Origin of the sequence: Streptomyces sp. SAI-127 (assembly GCF_029894425.1) — a bacterium.
GTDB lineage: Bacteria > Actinomycetota > Actinomycetes > Streptomycetales > Streptomycetaceae > Streptomyces.
Genome location: NZ_JARXYJ010000001.1, coordinates 8,609,241 through 8,632,566 on the forward strand (window position 1 = coordinate 8,609,241; position 23,326 = coordinate 8,632,566).

At 71.8% G+C, this 23,326-nt stretch carries 13 protein-coding genes and 1 pseudogene; 7 read left to right on the forward strand and 7 right to left on the reverse strand.

Translation table 11 applies throughout. The features are described 5' to 3' along the window. The first annotated feature begins 20 nt into the window (after window positions 1-20). Entirely contained in the window at window positions 21-4,715 is a 4,695-nt protein-coding gene (locus tag M2157_RS39610; protein ID WP_280856338.1) for a hypothetical protein, read from the forward strand. A gap of 12 nt (window positions 4,716-4,727) precedes the next feature. On the opposite strand, the gene M2157_RS39615 is transcribed toward M2157_RS39610, so the two are convergent. Continuing rightward, window positions 4,728-5,264: a hypothetical protein gene (locus M2157_RS39615; protein WP_280867567.1), complete on the reverse strand. Its 537-nt coding sequence runs from the start codon at window positions 5,262-5,264 to the stop codon at window positions 4,728-4,730. Between the two features lie 430 nt (window positions 5,265-5,694). On the opposite strand from M2157_RS39615, the gene M2157_RS39620 reads away from it, so the two are divergent. The 5 genes and pseudogenes from M2157_RS39620 (at window position 5,695) to M2157_RS39640 (ending at window position 14,059) form a co-directional block, all read left to right on the forward strand. Then, entirely contained in the window at window positions 5,695-8,730 is a 3,036-nt protein-coding gene (locus M2157_RS39620) for a nitrate- and nitrite sensing domain-containing protein (RefSeq protein ID WP_280867568.1), read from the forward strand. Further along, on the forward strand, window positions 8,727-9,149 hold the full coding sequence (locus M2157_RS39625) for a roadblock/LC7 domain-containing protein (RefSeq protein ID WP_280856335.1): 423 nt from the start codon (window positions 8,727-8,729) through the stop codon (window positions 9,147-9,149). Before M2157_RS39620 ends, M2157_RS39625 begins: the two co-directional genes overlap by 4 nt. Window positions 9,150-9,158: 9 nt before the next feature. Next, window positions 9,159-9,554, forward strand: coding sequence for a DUF742 domain-containing protein (locus tag M2157_RS39630; RefSeq protein ID WP_266525907.1), 396 nt, complete (start codon window positions 9,159-9,161; stop codon window positions 9,552-9,554). A 279-nt stretch (window positions 9,555-9,833) separates the two neighbouring features. Then, window positions 9,834-13,473 (forward strand): annotated as a pseudogene (locus M2157_RS39635) (hydantoinase B/oxoprolinase family protein). Beyond that, entirely contained in the window at window positions 13,454-14,059 is a 606-nt protein-coding gene (locus M2157_RS39640; protein ID WP_266525905.1) for an ATP/GTP-binding protein, read from the forward strand. The pseudogene M2157_RS39635 and the gene M2157_RS39640 overlap by 20 nt, the downstream one beginning before the upstream one ends. 71 nt (window positions 14,060-14,130) lie before the next feature. On the opposite strand, the gene glpK is transcribed toward M2157_RS39640, so the two are convergent. The 5 genes from glpK to M2157_RS39665 all read right to left on the reverse strand — a co-directional run bounded on the left by glpK (window position 14,131) and on the right by M2157_RS39665 (window position 20,177). Next, complete coding sequence (gene glpK / locus M2157_RS39645) at window positions 14,131-15,642, reverse strand: glycerol kinase GlpK (RefSeq protein WP_280856333.1); 1,512 nt, start codon at window positions 15,640-15,642, stop codon at window positions 14,131-14,133. Window positions 15,643-15,709: 67 nt separating this feature from the next. Next, window positions 15,710-16,435 (reverse strand): MIP/aquaporin family protein, encoded by a 726-nt coding sequence (locus tag M2157_RS39650; RefSeq protein WP_280856332.1) that lies wholly within the window; start codon window positions 16,433-16,435, stop codon window positions 15,710-15,712. Window positions 16,436-16,805: 370 nt separating this feature from the next. Then, window positions 16,806-18,458, reverse strand: coding sequence for a GGDEF domain-containing protein (locus tag M2157_RS39655; protein WP_280856331.1), 1,653 nt, complete (start codon window positions 18,456-18,458; stop codon window positions 16,806-16,808). A 106-nt stretch (window positions 18,459-18,564) separates the two neighbouring features. Next, on the reverse strand, window positions 18,565-19,755 hold the full coding sequence (locus M2157_RS39660; RefSeq protein ID WP_280856330.1) for a lipid-transfer protein: 1,191 nt from the start codon (window positions 19,753-19,755) through the stop codon (window positions 18,565-18,567). Beyond that, the gene (locus M2157_RS39665; protein WP_280858947.1) at window positions 19,752-20,177 is read right to left on the reverse strand and encodes a zinc ribbon domain-containing protein; all 426 of its coding nucleotides are present in this window, start codon (window positions 20,175-20,177) and stop codon (window positions 19,752-19,754) included. The genes M2157_RS39660 and M2157_RS39665 overlap by 4 nt, the downstream gene beginning before the upstream one ends. Before the next feature lie 135 nt (window positions 20,178-20,312). On the opposite strand from M2157_RS39665, the gene M2157_RS39670 reads away from it, so the two are divergent. Then, window positions 20,313-20,849 carry an NUDIX domain-containing protein gene (locus tag M2157_RS39670; protein ID WP_280856329.1) on the forward strand — a complete coding sequence of 179 codons (537 nt, stop codon included), beginning with the start codon at window positions 20,313-20,315 and terminating at the stop codon, window positions 20,847-20,849. A 3-nt stretch (window positions 20,850-20,852) separates the two neighbouring features. Here the strand turns inward: M2157_RS39670 and M2157_RS39675 are convergent, their stop codons facing one another. Beyond that, entirely contained in the window at window positions 20,853-23,219 is a 2,367-nt protein-coding gene (locus M2157_RS39675; RefSeq protein WP_280856328.1) for a TIM-barrel domain-containing protein, read from the reverse strand. Window positions 23,220-23,326 lie beyond the last annotated feature (107 nt).

Consider the following 23,326-nt stretch of genomic DNA (forward strand, 5'->3'; position numbering starts at 1 on the left):
AAGACTTACGAGAGTCCGCCATGTACGAGCTGTCCCGGGTCCGCCTCTACTCCATCGGTCCTGCCGGTGCGCGCTACGCCGACACCGTGCTTGACCTGCGCGGCGTCGGCGCGGAAGTGCCCGACCCCGCGCCCACCCAGGCGGAGTTCTTCGAGGAGGAGCCCGTCGGCCCGCCCCGCCGGCCCGCCCCGGCCGGGGTGCTCTTCCTGGAGAACGGCGGCGGTAAGTCGGTGCTGCTCAAGCTGATCTTCTCGGTGATGCTGCCGGGCCACCGGAACACGCTCGGCGGTGCCAGCTCCGGTGTCCTGCGGAAGTTCCTGCTGGCGGACGACTGCGGGCATGTGGCCCTGGAGTGGCAGCACACCCTCACCGGCGAGTGTGTCGTCGTCGGCAAGGTGAGCGAGTGGCGGGGGCGCCAGGTCTCCAACGACCCGCGGAAGTTCGCCGAGGCCTGGTACTCGTTCCGGCCCGGACCGGGGCTCAGCCTCGACAACCTGCCCGTCGCCGAGTCCACCGCCGTACGGCCGCCCGCCGAGGGCCAGTCGGCCGCACAGGGCCGTCGCCGGACCATGAAGGGCTTCCGGGACGCCATCACCGAGGCGGGCAAGGCGTATCCGCATCTGGAGGTGCACTGGGAGGAGATCCACGACCGGTGGATCGAGCACCTGGGAGACCTCGGCCTGGACCCCGAACTCTTCCGGTACCAGCGGGAGATGAACGCCGACGAGGGCGAGGCCGCCGGCCTCTTCGCCGTGAAGAAGGACTCCGACTTCACCGACCTGCTGCTGCGTGCCGTGACCGACACCCGCGACACCGACGGGCTCGCCGACCTGGTCGGCGGATTCGGCAACAAGCTCGGGCGACGCGCCGAACTGATCGCCGAACGGGACTTCACCGCAGGGTCCGTGGACCTGCTGGGCCGGATCGTCGAGGCCGCCGAGGCGCGCTCACGCGCGCGCGACATCCACGCGGGCGCCGAACGCCGCACCCGGACACTGGCCCGACGGCTGTCCGCACGAGGCGTCCAGGAGCGGGTGCGGGCCGCCGACCTCGCCCAGCGGGTCACCGCCGCCGCGTACGCCGTCACACACGCCGAGGCGGGCCGGGAGCGCAGTGCGCTGATCGCCGCCGAACTCGCCTACCGGCACGCCTCCCTGGCGCTCGCCGCCGCCGAGAAGTCGGCCGCCGCCCAGAAGCGCGAACTCGCCGAAGCGCGCACGCTGCACTCCGCCTGGCAGGCCGCGGAAGCCGTCCTGCGCCACCGTGCCGCAGCCGACCGGATCGCGCGCGTGGCCGCCGCCATCCAGGAGGCCGAGCGGGACGCGGCCCCCGCGCTCGCCGCCCGGGCCAAGGCCGCAGTCGATCTCGTCCGGGCCCTGCACGCGGCCGCCGAGAGTGCCGAGGCCCTCGCCAACGAGGAGGAGGAGCGGTCCGCCGCCCTCCAGGAGGTCGGCGAGTCCGCGTACCGGGACTCCACCTCGGCCGCGACCGAGGCGCAGCGTGCCCGCAGCGAGATCGGGCATCTGCGCCAGCGGCTGAGCGAGGTCGAGCAGGAGACCGCCGAGGCGGTCCGCGCGGGCTGGCTCGACGACAGCGCGCCCGACGCCGACCCCGCGCGCGCGGCCCTCGCCGCGAGCGACGCCGAGAAGACCGCGGTCGCCGCCTGGGACACCGCCCGCGAGGCCTCACACCGAGCCGCCGAGCACGCGCGCGAGGCAGCCTCCGCCGAATCCCGCGCGGAGCTCACGGCCGCCCGCGCGGAGGACGCGGCCACCGCGGCCGCGCGGTCCTACGAGGCCGAGCGGCGGCTCGCCGAGGGGCTGGCCGGCGAGGAGCGGCTGGCGGAGATCCTGAGCCTGACCGGAGCCTTCGGGAGAGTGCCCGGCCCGCGGACGGCGGCCGAGGGCACGAAGGCCAACGGAGCGGCCGGGCGCGAGGGTGCCGGTGCCGGACAGAGCACCGACCCGCACGCCGGCTCCCCGGGTGCTTTCGCCGACGACGGTCTGAACCCCGAGGACCTCGACCGTTTCGCCGACGAACTGCGTGAACTGCTCGACGACTCCGTCTCCTCCGCCGAACGCCAGCTCTTCGAGCTGCGTACGGCCGCCGCCGACGATGCACGGATCCTCGGCGCGCTCGGTGACGGCGGGCTGCTGCCGCCGGGACCGGACGTGCTGGCCACGGTCGAGTTCCTCGGTGAGAACGGCATCCCCGCCCTGCCCGGCTGGCGCTATCTCGCCCAGGCCGTCGACCCCGCCGACCACGCGCGCGTGCTGGCCGCCAGGCCCGAACTGGTCGACGGCGTGATCATCACCGACCCCGAAACGCACGCACGCGCCCGCGAGGTCCTGAACGACGCGGCACTGCTTCCCCGGTCCGCCGTCGCCGTGGGTACGGCGGCTGCCCTCCTCGCACCCACTCCGGCCCCCGAGTCGGACAGCGGGAACGTCTTCCTCGTACCGCCGAACCCGGCCATGCACGACGAGCACGCCGCCGACGAGGAGCGCCAGACGCTGCGCGCGCGGGCCGGCGAGCGGGACGAGGAGATCCGCTCGCTCGCGGCCCGCCTCGCCAAGGACCGCGAGCTGTCCGCCCGGCTCGCCTCCTGGCGTACCGGCTGTCCGGCCGGCCGCCTCGTCGAGCTGGCGCAGGCCGCCCGGGACACACGCGCGTTCGCCGAGGAGTCGGAGGCCGAACTCGCCGAGGCGCGCACCGTGCGGGCCGAGGCCGACGAAGCCGCCGCCGAGGCCGCGCAGACGCGCGACGAGCGGCAGGAGGCCGCACAGAAGGCGCGGCGCGCCGCCGACGCCCTCGCCGGGCTGGCCTACCGCCTGCGCGAGCGGGCCGGCTGGCAGGTCAAGCTGCGCGAACTGGCCGACGAGGCCACCGAGTCGGAGGCCCGCGCCCAGACCTGTCTGGAGCGCGCCCGCGCCGCCGACGAGGACCGGCGCGGCGCCCAGCGGGCCGCCGACGACGCCCGTCGCACCGCCCGTGCGCTGCGCGCCGAGCGCGCCGAGATCGCGGGTGCCCCCGACGACGTACCGGACAGTGACCCGGACGCCGCCAAGGCGTCCCTGCCCGCGCTCCGCGAGGCCTATCGGGCCGCCTCCCAGCTGTACGAGAAGGTGGGTGTGGGTGCCGACCTGCGGGCCGAACAGGCGCGGGCGGAGAGCGACGAGAGCGCGGCCCTGGCCGAACTGGACCGGCTGAGCAACAAGGTCCGCACGCGCGCGGCGCAGTTGCTCCAGTCGCCCGACGGATCCGACGGGCCCTCCCGGCAGGCCGCCGCCGCCCGTGCGGAGGAGCTGGTGCAGCTCCTGGAGACCCGTGTGTCGACCGCGAGCGAGCAACTCGGGCGGCTGCGCGGCGAGGCCGAGCGGCACGCTCCCGAGGACGGTGAAGCGCACACCGGGCTGTCGCCGGAGCTGGAGCCGCGCGACGCCGAGCACGCTCAGGCGCTGTTGCGCACGGCCACCGCCGAACTCGCCTCCCGCACCGAGGCGTTGGCGCAGGCCCGGGAGGCACACGCGGAACTGCTCGGCTCCCACCGGGCCGCCGAGGACGCGGCGGGCGGCTTCGACGAGATCGCCGCGATGCTCCGTGACCTGCTGCGCGAGCACCCCATGGAGGACGAGCAGGAGGAGCCGGAGGCGTACCCGGGCAGCCCCGAGGAGGCCCGTCAGGCCGCCGCCGAGGCCCGCCGGTCGCTGCGTGGCTGCGCCGCCGACCTCTCCGCGGCCGAGGCCGCCGTGCGCGAGGCAAGCGACGTACTCGTCCGGCACGCCAACTCCACGCGCTACGAGCAGGTCCGCACCCCCGCGCGGCAGCAGATCCGCGAGCTGCCCGCGTCCGCGCTGCCCGAGCACGCACAGAAGTGGGCGGACGCCTTCGCGCCCCGACTCCGGGTATTGACCGACGAGTTGGCCCAGCTGGAGCGGAACCGGGACTCGATCGTGGACCGGTTGCGCGGTCTCGTGGAGTCCGCCCTGGCCACCCTCAGGTCGGCCCAGCGGCTGTCCCGGCTGCCCGAGGGGCTCGGCGAGTGGTCCGGGCAGGAGTTCCTGCGGATCCGCTTCGAGGAGCCCGACCAGGCGACACTGACCGAGCGGCTCGGCGAGGTCATCGACGAGGCGACCCGGGCCGCGGTGAAGAAGAACTCCGACCTGCGGCGGGACGGAATGTCCCTGCTGCTGCGGGGAGTTGCCGCGGCGTTGCAGCCCAAGGGCGTGGCCGTGGAGATCCTCAAGCCGGACGCCGTGCTGCGCGCCGAGCGCGTGCCCGTCGGGCAGATGGGCGACGTGTTCTCCGGCGGGCAGCTCCTCACCGCGGCCATCGCGCTGTACTGCACAATGGCGGCCCTGCGCTCCAACGACCGGGGCCGGGACAAGCACCGGCACGCCGGCACGCTGTTCCTGGACAACCCGATCGGTCGCGCCAACGCGACGTATCTGCTGGAGCTCCAGCGGGCGGTGTCGGACGCGCTGGGTGTCCAACTCCTGTACACCACAGGCCTGTTCGACACGACGGCACTCGCAGAGTTCCCGCTGGTCATCCGCTTGCGCAACGACGCGGACCTCAGGGCCGGCCTGAAGTACATCAGCGTCGAGGAACACCTCCGTCCGGGCCTGCCTCAGCAGCCTCAGGCGGGCGAGGCGGTACGCAGCGAGATCACGGCGACCCGGATGTTCAAGCGTCCGGCGCCGGTCACTCCGTGAGGAGGCAACCGCTCAGGGGTGGGACAGCCGCCCTGTGCCGCCTTGTCGCCGTATCCGCTCCTGCGCCCGCTCGGCAAGGCGCGCCTGCCGGCGGGCCTTGCGCCGCTCACGCCGCAGTGCGCGCGCCGTGCTGCTCGGGGTCGACACCACGCCGTTGCGCTGGCTCCACACCTGGCGCGTCACCCAGACGTCCAGGGCGCCCCAGGTGGCCACCACGGTGCTGGCCACACTGCTGAGCACCATCGGGAACGCCAGCCAGGAACCGGCCAGGGTGCACAGGAAGGCCACCATCGCCTGAAGCAGGGTCACGGCGATGATGAGCACCGCCCGCACCGCGGAGGTCCGCACCGGATCCGGCAGCCGACGCCTGCGCGCGGGTTCCTCGACCCACAATGGCTGGTACGGCTCCTCCCGGGCGGCGCCGCGCCCGCTCGGCATGTCCGACCCCGCCGGTATGTCGTGAAGCCGCGCATCCCGGCGCCGGGGCGCCGTCGGACCCGCCGTCTCCACGCCGCTTCCCGGCGCCTCCTGCCGTTCCGCCGTGCCCATCACCGTGTCACTCCCCACCGCCGGCAGACCTCTCGTCCCGGTGTCTGTGGACCGGGCTTCAAGGTGGCTGCCCGGCTTGCGCTGCTTTACGCCGCCCAGTTGCAGATGCGGCTCCTGTGGCCGAATCCACCGCCATTTCCCGAAGAGAATGACGAACAAGACCTCTTCAAGATTCCCGCACCACGTCAAAGAAACGAAAAAATCCAGCCAACCACCCGTCCTGGCCGATCGGTTCCGGTCGGACGTGTACCACCTGAACGCAGGAGGCAATCTCCCGCAATGGGAGGACAACTCCACATGTCGCCATACCGGAGCGGAAGTTCGGGTTCCGGATGCAACTTCGAGTTACGTGTGCGTCGGTAGTAGGCTCGCGCCGTTTGTTGACGTACATATGTACCCCCGGCCGGCGGGGGTCGAGCTGGGGGAGGCCATGCGCTTTCGCGGGAAGTCGATCCGCCGGAAGATCGTGGCACTGCTTCTCGTGCCGCTGGTGTCCCTGATCGCGGTGTGGGGCTTCGCCACGGTGCTGACGGGACGTGAGGTCGCCCAGCTCTTCCAGGTGTCGACCGTCACGGAGAAGCTCGGTTATCCCATCGAGGACACCGTGCGCGTGCTCCAGCAGGAACGCCGCCAGACGCTTGTCTATCTGGCTGATCCGCGCGCGTCGGACGCCCTGTCCGCGCTGCGCAGCACGAGGAACGCCTCCGATGACGCCATCGCCAAGTTCCGGCAGAACTCGCGCGACCCCGATGTCCGCGACGGACTGGACCAGGACGACGACGAACGCCTCACCGCTGTCCTGGACGAGTTCGACGGCATCGACTCACTGCGCCGCAGCGTCGAGGAGGGCACGGTCACCCGTCTCCAGGCCTTCTACCAGTACAACCGCCTCGTCGACCCCGCCTACGACCTGCTCGCCACCCTCGACGGCGTCGACAGCGTCGAGTTGGACAAGCAGGCACGGGCTCTGGTCAACATCACCCGGGCCCGCGAACTGCTCTCCCGCGAGGACGCCCTGCTCGGCTCCGCCCTGGTGGTGGGCAAGCTCACTCACGACGAGATCCGTGACGTCTCCGACCTCGTCGCCCAGCGGACCCTGCTGTACGAGATCAACCTGGGAGTGCTGCCGACGTCGGAACGCGAGCGGTACGAGCGTTTCTGGAAGAACGCCGGCACCGCCCCGCTGCGCTCCGCCGAGCAGTCCGTCGCCGGTGCCGATCCCGGCAGCGACGGCAACGTCAGCGCCAAGAGCTGGGACGCCGCCGCGGGCAGTGTGCTCGACGAACTCGCCAAGCTCGACGACCAGGCGGGCGACCGCCTCCAGGACCGCGTCCGGCCGGACGCGATGGGCGTGATCATCAAGGCGGCCGTCGTCGGCGTCCTCGGCCTGGTCGCCCTGCTCTTCTCGCTCGTGCTGTCCGTGCGCGTCGGCCGCACACTCATCCGCGACCTGAGGCAACTGCGCCTGGAGGCCCACGAGGCCTCCGGCGTACGGCTGCCCAGCGTGATGCGCCGTCTCTCCGTGGGCGAACAGGTCGACGTCGAGACCGAGGTCCCGCGCCTGGAGTACGACAAGAACGAGATGGGTGAGGTCGGCCAGGCCCTCAACACCCTGCAGCGCGCAGCCGTCGAAGCCGCCGTCAAGCAGGCGGAGTTGCGCGCCGGGGTCTCCGAGGTCTTCGTCAACCTCGCCCGCCGCAGCCAGGTCCTGCTGCACAAGCAGCTCACGCTGCTCGACACCATGGAGCGCCGCACCGAGGACACCGACGAACTCGCCGACCTCTTCCGCCTCGACCACCTGACCACCCGTATGCGCCGGCACGCCGAGGGCCTGGTGATCCTCTCCGGCGCGGCGCCCTCCCGGCAGTGGCGCAAACCCGTCCAGCTCATGGACGTCGTCCGCGCCGCCGTCGCAGAGGTCGAGGACTACGAGCGCATCGAGGTCCGCAGGCTGCCCCGGGTGGCCGTGACCGGCCCGGCCGTCGCGGACCTCACGCATCTCGTGGCCGAACTCCTGGAGAACGCCACGGTGTTCTCCCCGCCGCACACCGCCGTCCAGGTCCTGGGCGAGCGCGTCGCCAACGGCTTCACCCTGGAGATCCACGACCGCGGACTCGGCATGGCCGCCGACGCACTGCTCGACGCCAACCTCCGGCTCGCCGAGACACCGGAGTTCGAGCTCTCCGACACCGACCGGCTCGGTCTGTTCGTGGTCAGCCGGCTCGCCCAGCGGCAGAACGTCAGGGTCTCGCTGCAGCCTTCGCCGTACGGCGGCACGACGGCCGTCGTCTTCATTCCCGACGCGCTGCTGACCGACGACGTCCCGGACACCAACGGCATCGGCTTCCGTCTCGACCGCCCCCGGCCGTCGAAGGAGGCCGAACTGGAGGAGGCCCAGCGCGTCTCGCTCACCCGGGGACCGGCCCAACTGGAGGGCAGGCCGCCCGCGATCCTGGACGGCCCGGTCGAACTGGAAGCCCCTGTCGACCTGGACGCCCTGAACGACTTCCCGGGTGTGCTCGACTCCGAGGACAGCGAGCGTGGCGGACTGTTCCGCCCGCGCCGCTCCCTGGCCCAGGTCGACGACGAAGCCCCGGGAACCGACGGGGCGGACATCGGCGACGGCGGCCCGGACGCCCCGGTGTCACTGTCCCGCCGCCGCACTCCCAAGCTGGTCACCTCCCACGGACGCCCGGTCACCGGCGAGCGGACGGGACGCGAGGAGACGGACGAGCCACCGGCGATCGGCCCGGGCGCGTCCCGGCCGGCGACCCCCGCGGCGGGGCAGGGGCCCGCGCGCTCCGAACCTCCCACGCTGCCGAGCCGCCGCCGCGCCGCGGCCCTGCGCCGGGGCACCGGCGTGGCCGACCGCCTCGACGAGCTGACGGAAACACCGACCTCCTCCGCATCCCCGAGCCGCGAACCCGGCGGACCGTCCGGCGCTCCGGTCCTGCCCCGACGCACCCGGCGTGCCGAGATCGCGTCCAGCGGCACGGGCCCGGACTCGGGTGACTCCGCCACCGGTGCCACCGGCAGGCCGGACGCACCCGCTCTCGGCCCCGTCGCACCCGCTCCGGGCGCCCTCGGCAGGGGCGGCCCGGCCGACTCCGCCCCGGACGGCGTCGTACGTCCCGGCTGGGGTGAGTCCGCCCGCGGCGCCTCCGGAGCATCCGGCGCGGGCAGACCACCCCTCGGCGCCGCACGCGGGTCCCAGGACGGTGCCCCCGGCACCGCCCCGCTGCCCCGCCGGGTACGTCAGGCCAATCTGGCCCCGCAGCTCAAACAGGCCCCGGAGCGGCGCCCCCAGAACCAGGCGGAGCCCGCCGAACGGGACGCCGACGAGGTACGCAGCCGAATGGCCTCGCTCCAGCGCGGCTGGCAGCGTGGCCGTGAGGAGAACGCCGTGGGCGACGACCTGCCAGGCGGCACAGCACCACAACGAACGACTAAGGGGGACGGTCGATGACCGCACCAAAGGCGACCGACAAGTCCGGCGAGCTGAACTGGCTCCTCGACGACCTGGTGGACCGCGTCGCGAGCATCCGCAAGGCCCTGGTGCTCTCCAGCGACGGCCTCCCGACCGGCGTGTCCCAGGACCTGACCCGCGAGGACAGCGAGCATCTCGCGGCCGTGGCGTCCGGGTTCCACAGCCTTGCCAAGGGCGTGGGCCGGCACTTCGAGGCGGGCAACGTCCGGCAGACGGTCGTGGAACTGGACGACGCCTTCCTGTTCGTGACGGCCGCCGGCGACGGCAGCTGCCTCGCCGTCCTCTCGGACGCCGACTCGGACGTGGGCCTCGTCGCGTACGAGATGACGCTCCTGGTCAAGCGGGTCGGTGTGCATCTCGGGGCCGCCCCACGCACCGATCTGCCTCAGAGCGGGTAGTGAGATGGCATGAGCACAGACGGTCAGGGAAGAAGCCACTGGTTCGACGACGAGGCCGGACCGGTGGTCCGTCCGTATGCCATGACACGCGGCCGCACCACGAGTGCCGGGCAGCACCGTCTCGACCTCATCGCGGTCGTCGTGGCCGAATCCCATACGGTCGATCCCGAAGGGGACCACTCGCTGTCCCCCGAGCACGTGGACATCGTCGACCTGTGTCGGGACACCCCCCAGTCGGTCGCCGAGCTGTCCTCCGAACTCGACCTGCCGATCGGGGTCGTACGGGTCCTCATAGGCGACCTCGTGGCCTCGGAGTGGGTCCACGTGAACCGGCCGGTGCCGCCCGCCGAGCTCCCGGACGAGAGCATCCTGCGCGACGTGATCAACGGCCTCAGAGCCCTGTGACCGACTGGCCGGCCCTCCCTGGGGCCGCGCCGTCAGTGCCGGGAGACGTGCCCGGACGGTGTCCGGGCACGGCGCGGCCCGGCGCGCCCACCGCGCGCGCCTGACCTCGGGGAACACCGAGGACGTGGCACGGACCCGCGCCGGGAGCCCCCACCGGTCCGTGGCGGGCGCCGGAACACCCCTGCCGATATGATCTGACTGATCGTCGACGACCATCCGCGGACGGCCGCCCACCAGCCCGCGGACACGGTTGCGAGCAGTGCGATCGGGGAGACGGACGTGACGACAGGCTGGCAGTTCTGGGTCGACCGAGGCGGCACCTTCACCGACATCGTCGCGCGACGCCCCGACGGCCGCCTGCTCACCCACAAGCTGCTCTCGGAGAACCCGGCCCGCTACGCTGACGCCGCGGTCGCCGGGGTCCGCACGCTCCTGGACGGCTCCGGGGAACCCGTCGACGCCGTCCGCATGGGCACCACCGTCGCCACCAACGCCCTGCTGGAACGCAAGGGGGAACGTACCCTCCTCGTCATCACCCGCGGCTTCCGCGACGCCCTGCGCATCGCCTACCAGAACCGCCCCCGCATCTTCGCCCGCCGCATCGAACTGCCGGAACTCCTCCACGAGCGGGTCGTGGAGGCCGACGAGCGCGTCGCTGCCGACGGCACGGTGCTGCGCGCCCCAGACCTGGACGCCCTCGCCGGTTCCCTCCAGGAGGCGTACGACGACGGGATCCGGGCCGTCGCCGTGGTCTGCATGCACAGCCACCTCCACCCCGCCCATGAGCAGGCGATCGGCCGGCTCGCCGCCCGTATCGGCTTTCCGCAGATCTCGCTCTCCAGCGAGGTCAGCCCGCTGATGAAGCTCGTCCCGCGCGGGGACACCGCCGTCGTCGACGCCTACCTGTCGCCGGTACTGCGCCGATACGTCCGGCACGTCGCCGACGAACTCGAAGGCGTGCGGCTGATGTTCATGCAGTCGAACGGCGGCCTCGCCGAAGCGCGGCAGTTCCGCGGCAAGGACGCCATCCTCTCCGGCCCCGCCGGCGGCATCGTCGGGATGGCCCGGATGTCCCAACTGGCCGGCTTCGACCGGGTCATCGGCTTCGACATGGGCGGCACCTCCACCGACGTCTCGCACTTCGCGGGCGAGTACGAGCGCGTCTTCACCACCCAGATCGCCGGTGTCCGGCTGCGCGCCCCCATGCTGGACATCCACACCGTCGCGGCCGGCGGCGGTTCGGTCCTGCACTTCGACGGCTCCCGCTACCGCGTAGGGCCGGACTCGGCGGGCGCGGACCCGGGCCCCGCCTGCTACCGGGGCGGCGGCCCGCTCGCCGTCACCGACGCCAACGTGATGCTCGGCCGCATCCAACCCGCCCACTTCCCCAAGGTGTTCGGCCCGGACGGCGACCAGCCCCTCGACGCCGAACTCGTCCGCGACCGCTTCACCGCCCTCGCCCGCGAGATCCGCGAGCGGACCGGTGACGACCGCACTCCCGAACAGGTCGCCGAGGGATACCTCCAGATCGCCGTCGCCAACATCGCCAACGCCGTCAAGCGGATCTCCGTCCAGAAGGGCCACGACGTCACCCGCTACGCCCTCACCACCTTCGGCGGGGCGGGTGGCCAGCACGCGTGCATGGTCGCCGACTCGCTCGGCATGCGCACGGTCCTGGTGCCGCCCATGGCCGGTGTCCTCTCCGCGCTCGGCATCGGACTCGCCGACACCACGGCCATGCGTGAACAGTCCGTCGAGGCACCCCTGGAGCCCGCCGCCATGTCCGGCGTCCTCAAGACCGCCGACGACCTGGAAAGCGCCGCCCGCGCCGAACTCCGCGCCGAGGACGTCCCCGAGAACCGGATCCAGGTAACCCGCCGCGCCCAGCTCCGCTACGACGGCACCGACACCCCCCTCACCGTCGAGCTGACCGAGCCGACCGCGATGAGGCACGCCTTCGAGGAACGCCATCGCGCCACGTACTCCTTCACCCTCGACCGCCCGCTCGTCGTCGAAGCCCTCTCCGTCGAAGCCACCGGCATCACCGAACCCCCCGATCTCTCCGCCCTGGCCGTCTACCAGGGCAATCCCACCGCCCCCGACACCGTCCGCCTCCACACGGCTGGCACCTGGCGCGACGTCCCCCTCCACCGCCGCGAGGACCTGCCTCCCGGCGAGACCGTCACCGGCCCCGCGATCATCACCGAGACCAGTGCGACGACCGTCGTCGACGACGGCTGGCGGGCCGCGACGACCGACGACGGGCATCTGGTCATGGAACGCGTGGTGATTACGGAGAGTTCCGATCTCGACACAAAAGCCGACCCGGTTCTGCTCGAGGTCTTCAACAACCTCTTCATGTCCATCGCCGAACAAATGGGCGCCCGGCTGGAGTCCACGGCCCAGTCCGTCAACATCAAGGAACGCCTCGACTTCTCCTGCGCCCTCTTCGACCCGGACGGAAACCTGGTGGCCAACGCCCCACACATCCCCGTCCACCTCGGCTCCATGGGCACCAGCGTCCAAGAGGTCATCCGCAGGCGCGGCCCGTCCATGAACCCCGGGGACACCTACGCGGTCAACGACCCGTACCACGGCGGCACCCACCTGCCCGACGTCACCGTGATCACCCCGGTGTTCGACGCGAGGACCACGGAGAGTGATCAGAGGATCCTCTTCTACGTCGCTTCCCGCGGCCATCACGCCGAGATCGGCGGCATCGCCCCCGGCTCCATGCCCGCCGACAGCAGCACCATCGAGGAGGAGGGCGTCCTCTTCGACAACTGGCTGCTCGCGGAGAACGGCCGCTTCCGCGAGGAGGAGACCCTCCGCCTGCTCACCGAGGCGCCGTACCCCTCCCGCAATCCGAAGACCAACCTCGCCGACCTCCGCGCCCAGATCGCCGCCAACCGCAAGGGCGTCGACGAAGTCGGCCGCATGATCGAGAACTTCGGTCTCGACGTCGTCCAGGCGTACATGAAGCACGTCCAGGACAACGCCGAAGAGGCCGTGCGCCGGGTGATCGACGCCCTGGACGACGGCGAGTACGCCTACGAGACCGACTCGGGCGCCGTCATCCACGTCCGCGTGCGCGTGGACCGCGAAAACCGCTCCGCCACCGTCGACTTCACCGGTACGTCCGCCCAGCTGACCACCAACTTCAACGCGCCCTTCGCGGTGGTCAACGCGGCTGTCCTGTACGTGTTCCGGACGCTCGTCGACGACGACATCCCGCTCAACGACGGCTGTCTGCGCCCGCTGGACATCGTCGTACCGCCCGGCTCCATGCTGGCGCCCGAACCGCCGGCCGCCGTCGTCGCGGGCAACGTGGAGACCTCGCAGGCCATCACGGGCGCCCTGTATGCCGCGCTCGGTGTTCAGGCCGAGGGCTCCGGCACCATGAACAACGTCACCTTCGGCAACGAACGCCACCAGTACTACGAGACCGTGGCCTCGGGGTCCGGCGCGGGCGACGGCTTCCCCGGCGCGCCCGTGGTCCAGACCCACATGACCAACTCGCGGCTCACGGACCCCGAGGTCCTGGAATGGCGACTGCCCGTACGGCTCGACGAGTTCGCGCTGCGGCCCGGCAGCGGGGGCGCAGGAATGTGGCACGGCGGAGACGGCGCCGTGCGCCGCATCCGGTTCCACGAGCCCATGAAGGTCTCCACCCTGTCCCAGCACCGTAGGGTGCCCCCGTACGGCATGGCGGGCGGCGAGCCCGGTGCGCTGGGCGCCAACCGCGTGGAACACGCGGACGGTACGGTCACCGAACTCGGCGGTCGCGACTCGGCGGACGTCGGCCCCGGCGACGTACTCGTCATCGAGACCCCCGGCGGCGGAGGCTATGGCCCGCCGTCGACCCCAACACCCCCCCCAGCAAGCAGGAGAAGAGGCCAATGATCTTCGGGCGTTCTGAGCGCGGCAAGCCCCCGGTCGAGCCCGTCACGCTCAAGATCCTGGTGGCCGGCGGCTTCGGCGTGGGCAAGACCACGTTCGTGGGCGCGGTCAGCGAGATCAGGCCGCTGCGCACCGAGGAACTGCTGACCGAGGCAGGACGCCCGGTCGACGACACGAGCGGCGTCGAGGGCAAGCGCACCACGACCGTCGCCATGGACTTCGGGCGCATCACCCTGCGCGAAGACCTGGTGCTGTACCTGTTCGGTACACCCGGGCAGGAACGGTTCTGGTTCATGTGGGACGAACTCTCCGAAGGTGCCCTCGGAGCCGTCGTGCTTGCCGACACCCGCCGCCTGGAGGACTGCTTCGCGGCCGTCGACTACTTCGAGCGGCGTTCCATACCCTTCCTCGTCGGCGTCAACTGCTTCGAGGGAGCGATCCGTTACCCGGAGGAGGACGTACGCCAGGCCCTCGACCTCGACGAGGACGTCCCGATCGTGCTGTGCGACGCCCGGCACAAGCAGTCGGTCAAGGACGTCTTGGTAGGCGTCGTCCAGCACGCCATGGCGTACTCGGCGCGGCGCCGCCAGACCGTCACCACCTGAGACACGGGTGCGGCCCGTACCCCCGCCGACAGGGGTACGGGCCGCGGCTTCTCGGCACCACGCGCGCGTGCCTAGTTCTCGCCGTCGTCCTCCCAGCCGAAGCTCTTCTCCACGGCCTTGCGCCAGTTGTGGTATTGACGGTCCCGGACGGACGCCTCCATGTTCGGCGTCCACTCGACGTCCTTCTGCCAGTGGGACTTCAGCTCGTCGAGGTCGTTCCACACGCCTGTGGCGAGCCCGGCCGCGTACGCGGCACCCAGGCACGTGGTCTCGGAGACCTTCGGCCGGACCACCGGCACGTCGAGCACATCGGCCTGGTGCTGCATGAGCAGGTTGTTCTTGGTCATGCCGCCATCCACCTTCAGGGTGGTGATCTGCACCCCGGAGTCCTGGTACATGGCGTCCACGACCTCGCGCGTCTGCCAGCTCGTCGCTTCGAGCACCGCGCGCGCGAGGTGCGCCTTGGTGACGTACCGCGTGAGACCCGTGACGACACCGCGCGCGTCGGAGCGCCAGTAGGGCGCGAACAGGCCGGAGAAGGCGGGCACGATGTACGCGCCGCCGTTGTCCTCGACGCTCGCCGCCAGGGGTTCGATCTCGTCGGCGGTACGGATGATGCCGAGCTGATCGCGGAACCACTGAACCAGGGCGCCCGTTATGGCGATCGACCCCTCCAGGCAGTACACCGGCGCCTCACTGCCGATCTTGTAGCCCATCGTCGTCAGCAGCCCGTTCTTCGAAGGGACCGGCCGATTGCCCGTGTTGAGCAGCAGGAAGGAGCCCGTGCCGTAGGTGTTCTTGGCCGTGCCCACGTCGTAGCAGGCCTGCCCGAACACGGCGGCCTGCTGGTCGCCCAGCGCGGACGCCACGGGCACGCCCGCCAGTTGGCCGACCGCGGTGCCGTAGACCTCGGCGGACGACCTGATCTCGGGCAGCACGGCGTCGGGCACGTTCATCGCGGACAGGATGGACTGATCCCACTGGAGGGTCTCCAGGTTCATCAGCATGGTCCGTCCGGCGTTCGTCACGTCGGTGACGTGCTGCCCGCCGTCCGTGCCGCCGGTGAGGTTCCAGATCAGCCAGGAGTCGATGGTGCCGAAGGCGATCTCACCGTTCTCGGCGCGTGCGCGCAGCCCCGGCACGTTGTCCAGCAGCCAGGCCGCCTTCGGTCCCGAGAAGTAGGTGGCCAGCGGCAGTCCGGTCTGCTCGCGGAAACGGTCCTGCCCGTCGGGGCCGCCGAGCTGCCTGGTCAGCGCCGCGGTGCGGGTGTCCTGCCACACGATCGCGTTGTGCACGGGCTTGCCCGTCGCGCGGTCCCACAGGAGCGTCGTCTCGCGCTGGTTGGTGATGCCGAGCGCGCTGAGCTGGTCGGCCCGCAGCCCGGCCTTGGCGATCGCCCCGGCGACGACGGCCTGCACCTTGGACCAGATCTCGGTGGCGTCGTGCTCCACCCAGCCGGGCTTGGGGAAGATCTGGCGGTGCTCGCGCTGGTCGACGGCCACGATCGCGCCGTCCTGGTTGAAGATGATGCAGCGGCTGGAGGTGGTGCCCTGGTCGATAGCGGCGACGAACTTGTCCGTCATGACGTCCCCTTCGTCGGTTCCTGCACAAGGCTGCGTTTCACGAGGGCTGTGTTCACACGAGCTGTGTTCAGAAGGCTGCGTTGAAGATCACCCCGGACAGCGCCCCGCCGATCAGCGGTCCCACCACCGGGATCCACGCGTAACTCCAGTCCGAGGTGCCCTTGTGGGGAATCGGCAGCAGGGCGTGGACGATGCGCGGGCCCAGGTCACGGGCCGGGTTGATGGCGTATCCGGTGGGCCCGCCGAGCGACAGACCGATGCCGACGACCAGGAAGGCGACGACGAGGACCGCGGTACCGGACTCGCCGAGTCCCTTGGTGAGGCCGAAGGCCAGGATCGGCAGGACCAGGCCGATCGTCGCGATGATCTCGGTGACCAGGTTCGCCACGGGATTGCGGATCGCGGGCGCGGTGGAGAAGATCCCGAGCGTCGGCTGGGCGATCTCCTCCTCGGCGTTGGCCTGGAACTGCGCGTAGTAGACCAGCCAGCACAGGACCGCCCCGAGCATCGCGCCGACCATCTGACCGGCGATGTAGAGGGGAACCTGGTCCCAGTCCCCGGTGTCGATGGCGATCCCGAGGGTCACGGCGGGGTTGAGATGTCCGCCGGACAGCGGTGCGGCGGTGTACGCCCCGGCGAGCACGCCGAAGCCCCAGCCGAACGCGATGACGACCCAGCCGGAGTCCTTCGCCTTGGAATAGTTGAGTACGACGGCAGCGACCACGCCGGCGCCGAAGAGAATCAGAATCGCCGTACCGATGACCTCACCGAGAAATACGTCTCCGTTGCTCATGGCGGCTCCTAGGCCCTGGCCCGGGACGTTCCCGCCCCGGTCCTCCGTGCAGGGTTGCGGTTCCCTTGGCGAACTGCCGAAGGCAGGGAGAATCCCGCGCCCCGCCCGGCGTCCGCGACGAGCGTGCCGTCGCAGCCGAATCGCCCGTGGGGGAATGGGCCTGAGCTCGTGGGGGCCCGCGCGGCGTGGTGCCTGGATACGCCGAGAATGTACGGCGATGTCGACTGACACCGGAAGTGTTCACCGGGCCCCGGGGGGCGTCAAGGTCGCCGACGGCAACGGTTGGGACGGGCTGTCGAACCGCCCCGAGCAACGGGCGCTGGGCCGCTGAGACGGGCACGAGCCGAAAGGGGCCTTCCCGGTTGTGCCCTCAGCCCCTCCCCGGCTCCGCCACCGCATACCCCGTCGAAGCGGCCTCCGCGCCCGCTGCGCGCCGGATCTCGTGCCCGGGCAGCCCTGCCCGCCCCACGACCCAACTGGCCCCGCTGAGCGCCTTCGCGGCCTTCTTCAGCGGCGCCAGACACGCGGCCGCCTCCCTGTGGTCCGCCACACTGCCGGGCAGGCATTCCACGGTGGCCAGGGAGAGTGTCACGGGCCGCCCGCCCGCCGCCCAGGGAGCGTCCAGCACGGCGGCGGCCAGCGGAGCCAGCTCCTCCGGGGCCGCCAGCACCAGGAAGTCGTCCCCGCCGATGTGCCCCACGCGCGCGGTGCCGGTCGCCGCGTGCTGCAGCAACCGTCCCACCGCGCGGATGAGCTCGTCGCCCGCTGCGAACCCGGCCCCGTCGTTGACCTGCTTGAAGTGGTCGACGTCCAGCCAGCTCAGCGCGAACGTCCGCCCGGCCGCGATACGCCGGTCCACCTCGCCCGTGATCGCGTCCGAACCCGGCAGCCGCGTCAGCGGATTGAGCCCGGCCGCCTCCTCCACACGGGTCTCGCTCAGCGCCCGTACGAGATCCGCGAGCCGTACGACACCCACGCAGCGGCCGTGCCGGTCGACCACGGCCACGTCGTCCGACGTGCGGTCCCGGTCGCCCACGGCGACCACGTCCAGGACCTCCCACGCGGTGGCGTCGATCCCCACCGTCCGTGGTGGATCGCCGAGCTTCGCCGCGGGGCGTTCGGCGTACAGGGCGTGTCCGTAGCGGCCCGACATCGACAGCAGGAAACGCGACCGGTGCACCGAGCGGAACGGCACCCCGTTCCTGTCCACGAGCAGTACCCCCGACACGTCGGGTGCCCCGGTCAGCAGCGCCCGCACCTGACCCGCGGAGGCGGTGGCCGGCAACAGCGCGGCGGGGCGCACGAACTCCCGTACCGAAGGACCGGACCGCGGTGGCGACGCGTCAGTGGGGGAGCGGGGCGGAACGTACACCTCCGCCGCGGGAAGCCGGGACGGCGGCGCGAACAGCGTGCCCTGCGCCAGCTGCGCGCCGGCCGACAGCGCGGCCCCGTACTGCAGTTCCGTCTCCACTCCCTCGACACACAGGAGCGCCCCGAGTTCGTCGCACAGGGTCCGCATCGCCCGTACTGCCGAGGGCCGGACCAGCAGCGACGCGTCGAGCTTCACGAGATCGGGCGACATGTCGACAAGCAGTCTCAGCGGTACGTCCCCGTCCCCCACACCGTCCGCGCTGATCCGGAAGCCCTGTCCCCGCAGTTCGGAGAGTGCCTCCAGCAGCCCCTGATGCGGCACATGCGTGTACGGCGGACCCACGTCGATCGTGACCTCCCACGGCAGCCGCCCCGCCTCACGTACGGCATGGTGCAGCGGGGTGAGGCCGCCGAGGTCGGCGAGCGTGCCCGCGAACACGTTGACGTGCAGCGGCAGCAGGGTTTCCCTGCGCACTGCCGCCCGTAGCGCCAACACGGCGAGCCGACCGTCGAGTTCGGGGTCGCGGCGGGCCTCCGCCAGGATGTCGCCGGTCTCCGGACGGGCGAGTATCTCCAGCCCTGCGACTCCGCCGGTGGCCAGATTGACCACCGGTTGGAAGGCGAAGCGGAGAGTGTCCGTCCAGGAGCGCACGGGAGCATGATGGCGTCATTCGTGCACGCTTAAGCGCAGTTCATGAGACGTTCACGCAGGATTCCGGGGCGCTCACACAGCGCATGAGAAACCCCTTTCCCTCCGATCACCTCATGGCGATCACCGCCGACCCGTGTCCGAACAGGCCCTGGTTGGCGGTGATCCCCACGTGCGCGTGCTCGACCTGCCGGGCACCCCCGTCGCCCCGCAACTGCCAGGTGAGTTCGCACACCTGGGCGATCGCCTGGGCCGGGACCGCCTCGCCGAATGAGGCGAGTCCGCCGCTCGTGTTGACGGGTATGCGTCCGCCCGGCGCCGTCGCCCCCTCGCGCAAAAGCTTCGCGCCCTCGCCCTCCCCGCACAGTCCGAGATCCTCGTACCACTGCAACTCCAGGGCCGTCGACAGGTCGTAGACCTCGGCGAGGGAGAGATCCTCCGGCCCGACACCGGCCTCCTCGTAGGCCGCGCGCGCGATCGACGCACGGAACGTCCCGGCGGCGGGCTCGACCGCGGCGGCGGAGTCCGTCGCGATGTCCGGCAGGTCCAGCACGGTGTTCGGATACGTCGGCGTCACCGTCGACACCGCCCTGATCCGCACGGGCTCGGCCACACCCCTACGACGCGCGAACTCCATGCTGGAGAGCACGAGCGCCGCACCGCCGTCCGAGGTGGCGCATATGTCGAGCAGCCGCAGCGGATCTGCCACGACGGCGGAGGCCGCCACCTCTTCCGCGCTCACCCGCTTGCGGTACCGCGCATACGGATTCAGCGCCCCCAGGGCCGCGTTCTTCACCTTGACCTGAGCGAAGTCCTCCACCGTGTCCCCGTGCACGGCCATGCGCCGCCGCGCGTACAGCCCGAAGTAGGTCGGATTGGTCGCGCCGAGGACCCGGAACCGCAGCCAGTCCGGATCGTCGGGCCGGTCGCCGCCCGCGGGGCGGAAGAACCCCTTCGGTGCGGCATCGGCACCCACCACGAGCACCACGTCGGCCAGTCCCGCGAGGATCTGTGCCCGCGCGGCGGCCACCGCCTGCGCCCCGGACGCGCACGCCGCGTACACGCTGGCGACACGGGCCCCCTGCCAGCCGAGCGCCTTGGCGAAGGTCGCCCCTGCCACATAACCCGGGTAACCGCCCCGCACGGTGTCCGCGCCGACGATCGAGCCGACGTCCCGCCACTCGAGGCCCGCGTCGGCCAGTGCCGCGCGGGCGGCCGCCACGCCGTACTCGACGAACCCGCGCCCCCATTTGCCCCACGGGTGCATGCCCGCGCCGAGCACCGCCACCTCTTCCGTCATGCCGTCACCCCCGTCGGCCGCCAGTGCCACGTCGTCCAGACCGTCTCGCCGTCCTCATGGAGCACACCGGGGACGACCTCCACCTCCGCGCCCACCGCCAGGTCGGCGACGGTGACCCCGGGAACCGCCTGCCCCAGTACCACGATCCGCTCAGCGGCCAGCTCCACAGCGATCAACGTGTACGGCTCCCACGGAAGTTCCGGATCGGTCACATACGGTGACGGAGGCCGGTACCGGCTGTCCGTGTACGACCAGACGCGACCGCGCCGCGACAGGGGAATCTCCGCCAGATCGCCACTGTCGCATCCGGGGTTGCGGCAGTGGCTGTCCTCGCGCGGGAAGAAGACCGACGCGCAGGCGGAGCAGCGGGTTCCGAGAAGTGTGAAGTCGTCCCCCTCACCGGCGAACCACCCGGTGACCACAGGTGTGCGTGTGCGCGGCAAGACCCCTCCCCGGGCCGGATCTGACGGAACGTCAGAAGTGTCGCACGGGCGGCCGCAAAGAGGCAGAGGGCCCAACGGAACCGGAGCATGCGATGATCAGATACAGTCCGCCGCGTGTCCGAAACTCAGCACTCCACCCCCAACTTCGCGCCCGACTCCCACTGTTCGAGCTGCGGAGCGCCCTACGGAGAGGGCGTCACGGGCTGGCCCCGCACCTGTCCGGCCTGCAACACGGTGGCCTACCGCAACCCCTTGCCGGTCGCCGTCGCACTCCAGCCCGTGTACGACACACAGGGCACCGCCCTGGTCGTCATCACTCGCACCATCGCCCCCGCGCGCGGCGGTATAGCCCTGCCCGGCGGTTACCTCGACGACCGTGAGGACTGGCGGCACGCCCTGGTCCGCGAACTCAAGGAAGAGACCGGCATCGACGCGGCCAGCCGCGACGTACGGCTCGTCGACGCGCTGAGCTCGCCCGACGGGCACCTGCTGCTGTTCGGGGTGTTGCCGGAGCGTCCCGCCGACGGCCTCCCGCAGCCCGCCGCCACGGACGAGACGGAGGGCTGGCACCTCCTGCGCAGGCCGGAGGAGCTCGCTTTCCCGCTGCACACACTGGTCGTTCGGGCCTGGTTCGAGGGCCGTTACGTCTGATCCTCAGCGCGCGCCCAGCCCGCGCAGCCGCACGGGGTGGGGCGGCTCGCTCACGCCGTCCTCGCCCTCCCGCTGAACGACCACCTTCCGGCCCTCCCAGCGGGCGACGTAGCGTTCGATCTCCGGTTCGTCCCAACCGTCGCCCGCATCCGCAACGACCAGCCCGCCCCCGCTCCGCCCCCGGGCGGGCGCCCACACCTCCAGTTCGAGACCGCCGTCGTCCCCCCGCACCGGAATGACGGCGCCCGCGCGCGCGAGTACCGGGATCCGCGACAGCGGGGCGTCGACGAGCACCTGTCCCGGCCCCTCGTAGACCTGTTCCGTAGCCGTGTCGTACCAGCGCCCCCGCGGCAGCTGAACCGCACGCCGGTCGCTGCCCGGATCGAGCACCGGTGCCACGAGCAGGCAGTCACCCAGCAGAAAGACGTCCTCGCAGTCCCGCAGGACACGGTCCTCGGGCGCGGACCACCACACGGGCCGGACGTAAGGCGCACCGGTACGCCGGGCCAACTGCGCGAGCGTCATGAAGTACGGCAGCAGCCTCCGGCGTTCCACGAGCGCCACGCGCGCGTGCTCCAGCACGTCGGCCCCGAACTCCCACGGCTCCCTGCGCCCTGCCCGCAGACTCGCGTGTGTACGGAACAACGGCAGGTAGGCGCCGAGTTGGAACCAGCGCAGATACAGCTCGGGCGAGGGGTGCCCGTCGTAGCCGCCCACGTCGGGCCCCGAGTACGGCACCCCGCACAGCCCGAGTCCCATCACGAGCGACAGCGAAGCCCGCAGGCCCGGCCAGCCGGTGGCCACGTCACCGGACCAGGTGCCGCCGTATCGCTGTATGCCGGCCCATCCGGAACGCGACAACAGGAAGGGCCGCTCGTCCGGCACCAGGTCGCGCAGACCCTCGTATCCGGCCTGGGCCATGCACAGCGCGTAGACGTTGTGAGCCTCCTGGTGGTCACCGCCGCGGCCCTCCAGGGAGTGCCTGGCCGATCGCGGCAGGGTGGTCTCACCGAACGCGTTGAAGGACGTGGGCTCGTTCATGTCGTGCCAGAAGCCCGTGAACCCCGCCGTGAGCCTCTCCTGGTAGAGGCGACCCCACCAGGCACGCACGCGTGCGTGCGTGAAGTCCGGATAGACCGCCTCACCGGGCCACACGACCCCTTCCACGAGCCGCCCCGACGCGTCCCGCACGAAGGCGTCCTCGGCCGTTCCGCCGTCATGGACGGCGTTGCCGGGCGCGGCCTTGACCGCCGGGTTGACGATCGACACCAGCCGGATCCCGTCCCGCAGCAGTTCCTCGGCCAGTTGGGGCAGCTTGGGAAACCGCTCCTGGTCGACCGTGAACACCTGGTGCTCGTCGTAGTGGTCGATGTCCAGATGGACGGCATCGAGCGGCAGCGCCCGCTCCTGGTACCCGGCGACGATCCGCCGCACCTCCTGCTCACTGCCGAAGCCCCAGCGGGCGTGATGATGGCCGAGCGCCCAGGACGGCGGCAGCGCGGGCGCACCGCTCAGCGAGGCCCAGGCGAGCAGCACGCGCGCGGGAGTGCCCACCATCACCCAGCAGCGCAGCGGACCGCCGGCCATCCGCAGCTCGGACATCCCCACCTGGTCGTGCCCGGAACCGGCGCCCTCCTCGCCCTCCCGCAGGGTCACGGTGCCGTCCCACGAGGTGTCGTGGAACACGAGATGGGTGGCGGCATCGGCCACCACCAGCTGCACCGGCATCGTGACGTACAGCGGATCGTCTCCCGGCCCGAACGCCCGGCCCGGGTCGGTGTTCCACAGCCGATACGTCCCGTCCCGCAACCGAGGCCCCGACGCCCGTCCCCCCAGCCCGAAGAACCGAGCGTCGGCGGCCACCTCCGACCGCTGCATCCAGCGCGCCTCGCCGCCGCCCACCGGCTCCCACCAGCGGGGCGGCAGATCCCGGCGCAGGATCACCCCGCCGGGCGTACGCACTTCGACCGCTCCGTGCCGCGACACCACGACCGTCGCCCGCTCGGCCACGACCCGCCAGCCGCCGTCCTTGTCCGGCTCCAGCACCGCCCGGGGATCCGGCTCCGGGCAGCGGCCCGCGAGCGCGTACGACGGCTCCGGCTCGGCCCCGTCCCACCCCCAGAAGACCACCCCGTTCACCGCGACGACGATCCGCAGCTCGGAGCGGCTGAACCGTATGACACCCCCACCGGGGCCCGGCTCGACGTCCCGCATCGGCCCCGGCACCCGCGCCCGCTCGGCCCCCCGCGCCGGCAGCCCGAGGGCGTCGGTGCGCCTCCTGCGCCACGCGGCGCGCACGGTGCGCAACCCCTGGGGCGCCCCCGCCGAACCAACCGCCTTCACCGAACGCACCAGGTCACGACCGTTCATGCTGCTCACCCTGCCACTCACTGACTCACCTGCGCGTGCCGTTCAACTGGCGTTCACCCGTGCCGGGGCCACATCTTCACGACACGGACTATGTGGGGCGCACCCTG

What these genes read in the sequence shown, in the direction of transcription:
- M2157_RS39610 (WP_280856338.1), top strand. Translation starts at nt 21, where the DNA reads ATGTACGAGCTGTCCCGGGTCCGCCTCTACTCCATCGGTCCTGCCGGT.
- M2157_RS39615 (WP_280867567.1), bottom strand. Translation starts at nt 5,264, where the DNA reads ATGGGCACGGCGGAACGGCAGGAGGCGCCGGGAAGCGGCGTGGAGACG.
- M2157_RS39620 (WP_280867568.1), top strand. Translation starts at nt 5,695, where the DNA reads ATGCGCTTTCGCGGGAAGTCGATCCGCCGGAAGATCGTGGCACTGCTT.
- M2157_RS39625 (WP_280856335.1), top strand. Translation starts at nt 8,727, where the DNA reads ATGACCGCACCAAAGGCGACCGACAAGTCCGGCGAGCTGAACTGGCTC.
- M2157_RS39630 (WP_266525907.1), top strand. Translation starts at nt 9,159, where the DNA reads ATGAGCACAGACGGTCAGGGAAGAAGCCACTGGTTCGACGACGAGGCC.
- M2157_RS39640 (WP_266525905.1), top strand. Translation starts at nt 13,454, where the DNA reads ATGATCTTCGGGCGTTCTGAGCGCGGCAAGCCCCCGGTCGAGCCCGTC.
- glpK (WP_280856333.1), bottom strand. Translation starts at nt 15,642, where the DNA reads ATGACGGACAAGTTCGTCGCCGCTATCGACCAGGGCACCACCTCCAGC.
- M2157_RS39650 (WP_280856332.1), bottom strand. Translation starts at nt 16,435, where the DNA reads ATGAGCAACGGAGACGTATTTCTCGGTGAGGTCATCGGTACGGCGATT.
- M2157_RS39660 (WP_280856330.1), bottom strand. Translation starts at nt 19,755, where the DNA reads ATGACGGAAGAGGTGGCGGTGCTCGGCGCGGGCATGCACCCGTGGGGC.
- M2157_RS39675 (WP_280856328.1), bottom strand. Translation starts at nt 23,219, where the DNA reads ATGAACGGTCGTGACCTGGTGCGTTCGGTGAAGGCGGTTGGTTCGGCG.